We start from the raw sequence: 6,899 nt of genomic DNA, 5'->3' as shown, positions 1-6,899 counted from the left end.
ATATTTGCTTCGACTACAATTTGAAGTGTTCTTTCTGCTAATACAACTGGAATTTTAACTATTGGATTGTTTGTAAGAACAGGCTGTGCTGCAGTATCACTGAATGGAGTTTGTGTTTCTGATTTAACCTTACAATCTTGATGATGATGATCATCTGAATAATAGTCTTCTTGGTTATTCAATTAAAAAAACCTCCGTTTATTTTTTATTTACAGGTATCTGCTTTAATATAATATTTAATATATCTATTTGTGTGAGGGCCTGTATAATAGTGATTTTTCTCATTTTGAAATATAACAAGCTAAATTAGATTAATAAAATTAATGTTTTTTGTATTAGATTTTACTTAGTATGTGTTTTCGTTAAAATTTTGGTAGGTTTTCTTATATTTGGGGTCCCACCCCATTGCCATCAAGTTAAGAATTCAAAATTACCCCAAAATAAAAATTTTGTGTAAATTACTCAATTTTATCGTTTTGAGGTAGTTTATTTTTGTTAGGTTGATAGCGATGTGGTGCTACCCCACATCCATCAACTTAAGGATTTAGACTATTCTTGAAGTTAAAAGCACGTTACTATTCTCTTATGTTAATGAGAAAGGGTGACGTGCTTTTTATGAATATGCATCAAAAACAAGAGTTGTCTTTATTTGCTGAAGAGTTATATCGCTATATGTCTCCCGCTACACTTAATCAATTAGCTATAGAAGCAGGCGGAATGAAACGAAAACGCAAGTGCCATGGGCACCATTTTTTATCTTTGTGTGTATGGTTAAATCAACAAATCGCTACTACCTCTCTTACTCAACTTTGTAGTCAATTAGAAACTTCAACAGGAGTTTTATTAAGTCCTGAGGGACTTAATCGGCGATTTAACTCGGCTTCTGTAGCCTTCTTTCGAACTGTATTTACTACACTTCTACAAGCTAAAATTGGGGGATTATCTAAGATTTCTCATGCTCTTTCTGCTCACTTTGAGCGTATTCTTATCCTTGATTCTACAACATTTCAAGTGCCGGATCGATTTGCATCTACTTATCCTGGTGCCGGAGGATGTAGTCATAAAGCTGGTGTGAAAATCCAACTAGAGTATGACTTGTTGAGTGGAGAATTTTCTGATGTGAAAATTGAACCAGGAAAACGAAGTGATCAAGCGTATGGCGCGACTCGAACAGGTATAGCACAAAAGAATGAACTATATATTCGTGACTTAGGATATTTTCGTTTACAAGACTTTAAGTCTATTCAAGATAGGCAAGGATATTATTTATCACGTCTTAAGTTACCAACTAAGATATATAGAAAAGAGTTCGAAACAGTCGTATTTAAAACAAAACCCGCTCAACTGAGGCCGGTATATATACAAATTCATTTGGAAGAAATCATGAACCAATTACAACCTGGCCAAGTGTATGAATTACATGATGTATATGTAGGGAGCAAAGACAAATTACCTACTCGCATTGTGGTTTATAAATGTACGGAGGAGCAAAAACAAAAACGCCTACGTGATCGAGCTATTCGTGAAAAGAAAAAAGGAATTACATATACAGAGCGTACAAAACTTCTACAAGGAATTACGGTATATATGACAAACATTCCTACGGAATGGGTACCAAAAGAGAAAATCTATGATTTATACTCACTACGTTGGCAAATAGAACTGTTATTTAAGATATGGAAATCCTGGTTTCAAATTCATCGTTGTAAATCTATTAAACAAGAGCGATTAGAATGTCATCTTTATGGACAACTCATTAGCATCCTATTATGTTCTTCTACAATGTTTAAAATGAGAGAACTCCTGTTACGTAAGAAACAGAAAGAGCTAAGTGAATATAAAGCGATGTACATAATTAAAGATTATTTTTCACTATTTCATCAAGCATTACAAAAAAACACCCAAGAATTATCAAAGATTCTCCTTCGTCTGTTTAACCTCCTACAGCAAAACGGACGAAAATCTCATCGGTACGAGAAAAAGACAGTCTTTGATATTTTAGGTGTTGTTTATAATTATACCACTCCGAATCATCAGGTGGCATAGCTAAAAAAGTAAACCCATTCGGGTTTATTTGGTATGCGTACTTTTAAGACATATGTAAAAGGCAATGAAAAACTACTTGGAAAACCTTAACTTTTATATACAAATGTATCTTAAGTTGATGGATGTGGGGCAGCATCACATGCCCATCAACTTAAGAATTTTATAATGCCGCCAAAACAAAAAAATGTACATTTTCACCTTGAGATGTCGATTTTCTTGTTTTTGGGGCATTTGCTTTTCTTAACTTGATTGTGATGGGGTGCAACCCCATCGCAATCAAGTTAACGGTGAGAAACCCTAGCTACACCTTGATTTTTGTACTGTAACTTATGAGTTTCGCAAAAATAAACATGCCAAATAAACCTATGAAAATGTGATTTTTCCGCTAGACAACTTGCCTTTTATTCACCATCGTTTCATAGACAACACCAAGAATATCGAAGACGGTCATTTAGGATGTCCTTACACTCAAAAATTTCAAAGAACGACTTTCATGTTTTAAACAAAATCTCTATTTGCCAACGTAGAGAGTAGATATATAGATATCGCTGTAGTTCTTCAGTGAACAAATGAAACGCATCTTGAATCAATAGAAATATACAAAAGCGCCATCCTTTCTGTATATTTCTACAAAAAGAATAACGCTTTCTATGAATTATGTGTATAAGTTCACCTTAGGTTGATAGTAATGTAGAGTGATTCCTAATAAAGTGTCATTCCTTGATCGTCTGCTAAATATTTTCCGATTCCGTCTGATTCTAACACCTAAAGCTTGTATTTATTTGACTTATCACGAATCGTATCGGTGATGGATAAGTCTTTTACATTCACACGGGAAATGGAGAGATCACGATTAAGGACATAAGCGCGTTCTCCGTCCTGGCTAAAGACAATGGCTTGCCGGGGTTCTGTGAAACCACCGATTGTCTTAATCACATGGTTATCAGAGACGTTGATCACATCGATAGTATTGTCCGCCTTGCTGCTTGCAAAAAGCAGTTTACCATCGGGCGACAAGGCTGCACCATATGGCTCACGTCCAACTTTTACCTCGTTAACGATTTGTCCTAGAGAGATGTCCACCACGGAAATGCTGTCACGACCGCTGTTTGCAGCATACAATGTTTGACCATCGGCAGTCACGGAGATTCCACGAATCATAGAGAAACCAATAATCTCACGTACGATGTTCTTAGTGGCTACATCAACTACGGACACCTTATCTCCTTTAAAGTTTGTTACAAACACATATTTTCCATCCGGAGAGACTGTAATACCTTGGCGTGGTTGGGAGAAACCAGTGATGACTGCAGTCGGTTTGCGTTTCTCAAGGTCTATAACGGTTACAGAGCTATGTGCCTGATTGTTCACGTACAGCGTCTTTCCATCAGGGCTGACGCTGGTGCCGAATGCACCTGGACCGACTACGACTTCATCCTTTAAGGTTAGGCTTTTTGCGTTGTAGAATCGCAAAGTGCCTAGCGTACTGTCCGAGACAACAAATTCTGAACCATTGTTAACGAACACGATATTTCTCGGTGTAACAAAACCATCGATTTTCTTGCGTAAAGTACCTTTAGCAAGGTCATAAATACGGATGGATTGTTCGCGACTATCTGAAACAATCGCAATCTGCTCATCGGGACTTATAGCGAGGGAGTTGTTAGTGATACTTCCATCGAAGCTCTCCTTTGCCATAGAGCTTTTATTTTCAGTAAATGAAGCAAAAATGGCAGTCGGAAAAATAATAACAAACATCAAAGCTACAACCAATACACCTTTAAATTTCATTTTTTTTAACATTTCTTCACCTCGTTAAATTTTTTTCACATGATAAATCTTCAAGATACATGAATAACTTTCATAGGTACACGCAAAATCAGCAGGTAAACAGGGTGTTTGAATCTTTGCAAATATACTTACTATACGTTTTTTGATTCCCTCCTATTGTAATCGTATCTGAATTTTTATCCCTTCGTTCTATGTAAACGTACAGATGGACAAATTGGTTTGAATATTATAAAAAAATAAATTTGATGATTAAAAATAATTACATGTTTTATAAAGAGTACCACCACATCACTATCTAGCTAACAAAAGTAAATACCCCAAAACGAAAAATAGAACTGACTTCTCAAAGTAACTAACTGTAGAGAAAGAAAAGTTTCATTTTTGGGGTACTTCAAAATCTTAGCTTGATGGACATGTATGGTGATCCTTATAAGAAAAACGATTTAAAAATTGGTTCTATGCTTAAATATTTGGAGTTTTGATTATTGGAGTGGAAGTCGTAAATCTGCCGCGAAGGTAATCTTCATACTTTTTCCTTACATATAAAACAGTCCTTTACTTGACTAGAAAAATCAAGTAAAGGACTGTTCTTCTTATTTATATTATTTAGTTCAATCAGCAAGCTTTCCATATTGACGCTTATGCATCCAAGTTAATGTACCAATTGTTCCAAGTGATAACAGAACAATGAAGATCATTAAAACACCTGCGTTTTGCCACATATAACTGAAGTCTCCGCTTGAAATAACTGCTTTAAATCCTGATACAGAATATGTCATCGGGAACCATGCGTTAAAGATTTGCAGCGGTTTCGGAATTAACTCAAGTGGGAATGTACCCGCACTTGTTGTTAATTGTATAATCAATGTCAGGATTGCAATAAAACGTCCTGCATCGCTGAAAGCTGTTACTAAAAATTGAACTATCGCAATAAACGATAAACTTGTAATAATACTAAACAATACGAAGTATGGAACACTTTGCACTTCAACACCTAACCAAAACAGTAACACTGCGTCTGCCACAAGTGCTTGCATCACACCAACGGCAAGTAGTACACCAAACTTACTAATAAACCAGCTAAATCCTGATTTCGGTATACCAACTGTTTCGCGTAACGGGAACACGATAGATAATAACAATGCCCCAACGAATAAACCAAGAGATAAGAAGTACGGCGTAAAGCCTGTTCCGTAGTTTGGAACCTCTGTTACTTTCTCAGTTTCCACTTTCACAGGACTCGCGAACATGTCATATTTGTTCTCGTCACCTTTTGTTTCACTTGTTTTCTCAGCACCTTCGCCAAGTTTTGTTGCTAATTCTTTTGAACCGTCATTTGCTTCGCCAAGACCGTTTGTTACTTTGCCAGAACCGTCTGCTAACTGGCTGATGCCGTCTGCCATTTGTTTTGAACCAGAAGATAATTCACCTAAACCACCTGTTAATTGGTTTGAGCCTGCATATAACTGACCTAGACCTGCTGTTGCTTTACTAGACAGTTGATTTAAACCGCTATTTAAACCACTTGCACCTTTTGATGCTTCTCCTAATTTCTTACCAAACACTTGGAAATTCGTTACAAATGACTGTTGACCTTCTGCTAATTTACCGGCACCAGCAACAAGTTGCTGTTGACCATTTTGTAATTGATCAACACCATTTTGAAGCGCTACCTGACCAGTATGAATCGCATTTGCGCCACCGGCAAGCTTTGTAGCACCGCCTTGAATTTCATCTGTTTTTCCAGCAAGTCCTTTCACACCTTGTGAAACTTGTTCTGTACCTGCTGCCACACCTTTGCTACCTGCTTCTAATTGTTGAACAGTTGCTTGTAATTTTTGTTTCGCTTCACCATCAGGTAGATTTTTGATTTGTTCATTTAAAGCAACTAAACCGTTCGCAACGTCTTGAGCGCCTTTTGCTGTTTTATCAGCGCCACCACTTAACTCATTTGCTTTTTGTTGCCACTTTGTTGCACCCTGCGCTAACTCCGAAGCACCTGCGCTAAGACCTTCAGTTCCTTTTGTTAACTCTGGCAATTTCTTTTGCATTTCTTGAACGCCAGCTGATGATTTTTCTAAACCACCATGTAAATCATTAATACCTTTTTGAATTTCTTTTGCTCCACCAGCTAACTTTCCTTGTCCTTCTTGAAATTGAACAAGCCCATCTGCTAACTGTTTAGAACCGCCTGATAATTGTCCTAAACCGCTTTGGAATTCTCCTTTTGGATCGACAAATTGCCCTAAGCCACCCTCGATTTGCTGAGATCCATTTAATAGTTTTCCAACACCAGTTTGCATTTCACCAGTCTTACTATTTATCTTATTCAATCCATCTGTTACTTTCCCAGAACCGTCTTTTAATTTCCCTGTACCATCATAAATCTTACCAGCGCCTTCACTCGCATCCGCAAAACCTTTAGAAACATCTTGTAATGAATCAAACATTGTCTCAGCATATGTTTTTGTTACTGCAGCTGAAACTTCTCCTTTAATTTTTTCAATAGCTGATCCACCAATTTGTGAAGATAAGAAGTTTAAGCTTTCATTTGGAATGTACTCTAGTTCTGATTTTTTTGGGTTTGCATCCATCAATGTTGTTGTATTTTTCGAGAAATCTTTTGGAATGCGAATCGTCATGTAGTATTTGCGATCATCCATTCCTTTTTTTGCTGTTTTCTCGCTGACAAACTCCCATTTGAAGCCCTCTCCCTCTTTTTCTTTCAAATTATCAACAAGTTCTTTACCGGCTTCAATCGGTTTTCCATTGTACACTACACCTTCATCAAGGTTTACAATTGCAACTGGTAAATCATCTAATTGGTCATATGGATCCCAAAATGCCCATAAAAACATACCAGCGTACAATACTGGAATAAATAAGACCGCAATAATTGGAATTAAGATTTTTTTGTTTTTAATAATGGTAGCAAATTCTTTTCCAAGCAGTTTCAATCCTCGCATTGTTTACTCCTCCTTTAAATAATTGACCATATTGTTCATTTAGTCATTTTTTTGTAAAAAAAGAAGAAAATAGCGATCAATTCATCTTCTCGTATA

General features: G+C 36.6%; 3 protein-coding genes and 1 pseudogene. 1 reads left to right on the top strand and 3 read right to left on the bottom strand.

Annotation, left to right across the window (positions count from 1 at the left end):
• A pseudogene (locus MR065_RS14720) lies at positions 1-182 on the bottom strand (CsxC family protein); the annotation flags it as partial.
• A 433-nt stretch (positions 183-615) separates the two neighbouring features.
• Here MR065_RS14720 and MR065_RS14715 point away from each other — a divergent pair.
• Positions 616-2,046, top strand: a complete 1,431-nt coding sequence (locus tag MR065_RS14715) for an IS4 family transposase (protein WP_242214177.1) — start codon at positions 616-618, stop codon at positions 2,044-2,046.
• Between the two features lie 765 nt (positions 2,047-2,811).
• On the opposite strand, the gene MR065_RS14710 is transcribed toward MR065_RS14715, so the two are convergent.
• The gene (locus MR065_RS14710; protein WP_242214176.1) at positions 2,812-3,849 is read right to left on the bottom strand and encodes a WD40 repeat domain-containing protein; all 1,038 of its coding nucleotides are present in this window, start codon (positions 3,847-3,849) and stop codon (positions 2,812-2,814) included.
• Between the two features lie 599 nt (positions 3,850-4,448).
• Entirely contained in the window at positions 4,449-6,803 is a 2,355-nt protein-coding gene (locus MR065_RS14705) for a YhgE/Pip domain-containing protein (protein WP_242214175.1), read from the bottom strand.
• Between the last annotated feature and the right edge of the window lie 96 nt (positions 6,804-6,899).

It is taken from the genome of Bacillus cereus group sp. BfR-BA-01383, from assembly GCF_022663495.1.
Classification (GTDB): domain Bacteria; phylum Bacillota; class Bacilli; order Bacillales; family Bacillaceae_G; genus Bacillus_A; species Bacillus_A cereus_AU.
This window is presented reverse-complemented; position numbering and strand designations above follow the sequence as displayed.

Coding starts and splice junctions, on each gene's coding strand:
- MR065_RS14715 (WP_242214177.1), top strand. CDS start 616: ATGAATATGCATCAAAAACAAGAGTTGTCTTTATTTGCTGAAGAGTTA.
- MR065_RS14710 (WP_242214176.1), bottom strand. CDS start 3,849: ATGTTAAAAAAAATGAAATTTAAAGGTGTATTGGTTGTAGCTTTGATG.
- MR065_RS14705 (WP_242214175.1), bottom strand. CDS start 6,803: ATGCGAGGATTGAAACTGCTTGGAAAAGAATTTGCTACCATTATTAAA.